This window comes from Sphingomonas sp. EU05-FHT14C10 (assembly GCF_058790595.1).
The window spans coordinates 1-1,248 of sequence record NZ_JBYTEN010000049.1 but is presented as its reverse complement, the minus strand read 5'-3'; the positions used below and the strand labels follow the sequence as shown (position 1 = coordinate 1,248).

The following is a 1,248-nucleotide window of genomic DNA, read 5'->3' as shown; positions in this document are numbered from 1 at the left end:
TGACGTGACCCCCGCTTTTTCCTCCAGTTGGAGCTAGAGTCCGACCCGACAAAGGGACGGACAGATGAAGCGGAAGCAGTTTTCGGAAGAACAGATCATCGGGATTTTGAAGGAGGCCGATGCGGGCGCGGTGGTGACGGAGTTGTGCCGCCGGCACGGGATGTCGAGCGCGACGTTTTATGCGTGGAAGGCCAAGTTCGGCGGCATGGAGGTGTCGGACGCCAAGCGGTTGCGGACGCTCGAGGAGGAGAACGCGCGGCTCAAGCGACTGCTGGCTGATACGATGCTCGACAACGCGGGCCTGAAGGATCTGCTGTCAAAAAAATGGTGACGCCCGCCGCGAAGCGGGAAGCGGTCGCGCATCTCCAGGCGACGTTGGGGATGAGCGAGCGGCGGGCGTGCCGGGTGATTTCGGCAGACAGGAAGAGCATGCGATATCGGTCGTGCCGTGATGATGATGGCGACCTGCGGTCGCGTTTGCGCGAGTTGGCGCAGCAGCGCCGCCGGTTCGGCTATCGACGCCTGCATATCCTGCTTCGGCGAGACGGCATCACCATCAACCGCAAGAAGACGCAGCGCCTGTATCGCGAGGAAGGGCTGACAGTCAGGCGTCGGCGTGGACGAAGGCGCGCCGTCGGCGCGCGGGCGCCGGCGCCGGTGTTGGCGCTTCCTAACCAGCGCTGGAGCCTGGACTTCGTTCACGATCAGCTTGTTACCGGGCGTCGCTTCAGGGTGCTCAACATCGTCGATGATGTGACCCGAGAGTGCCTTCGGGCAGTCGTCGATACGTCGATCTCGGGTCGGCGTGTCGTTCGCGAGCTGACCGATCTGATCGCCGAGCGCGGCGCACCGAAGATGATCGTCAGCGACAACGGCACCGAACTGACCTCAAACGCCGTGCTTGCCTGGACCGGCGACGCCGGTGTCGAGTGGCATTACATCGCGCCTGGCAAGCCGACCCAGAATGGGTTCGTCGAGAGCTTCAATGGCCGGATGCGTGACGAGCTGCTCAACGAGACGCTCTTCTTCACGATCGGTCAGGCCCGCTCGATCCTCGCGCGTTGGGTCGATGATTACAACACCGAGCGGCCGCACTCCTCGCTCGGATACGCTACCCCGGCGGCGTTCGCCGCCGAACTCGAAAAGCAACGGGCTGGGTTAACCCAGCCCGTTGCTTCACCTGCGCTGATGCGCGACAACAATGATCGGTCTCTGGTTGCCGCTGGATGAAAGCCGGGGGTCACGTCA

The 1,248-nt window shown here is 63.4% G+C and carries 1 protein-coding gene; it reads left to right on the top strand.

Annotation, left to right across the window (positions count from 1 at the left end):
* The first annotated feature begins 64 nt into the window (after positions 1-64).
* Positions 65-1,230 (top strand): IS3 family transposase gene (locus AC3WT0_RS19835; protein WP_492755121.1). Its coding sequence is split into 2 segments (ribosomal slippage): positions 65-317 and positions 317-1,230, totalling 1,167 coding nucleotides; the frame shifts between segments, so codons are not numbered across the junction.
* Positions 1,231-1,248 lie beyond the last annotated feature (18 nt).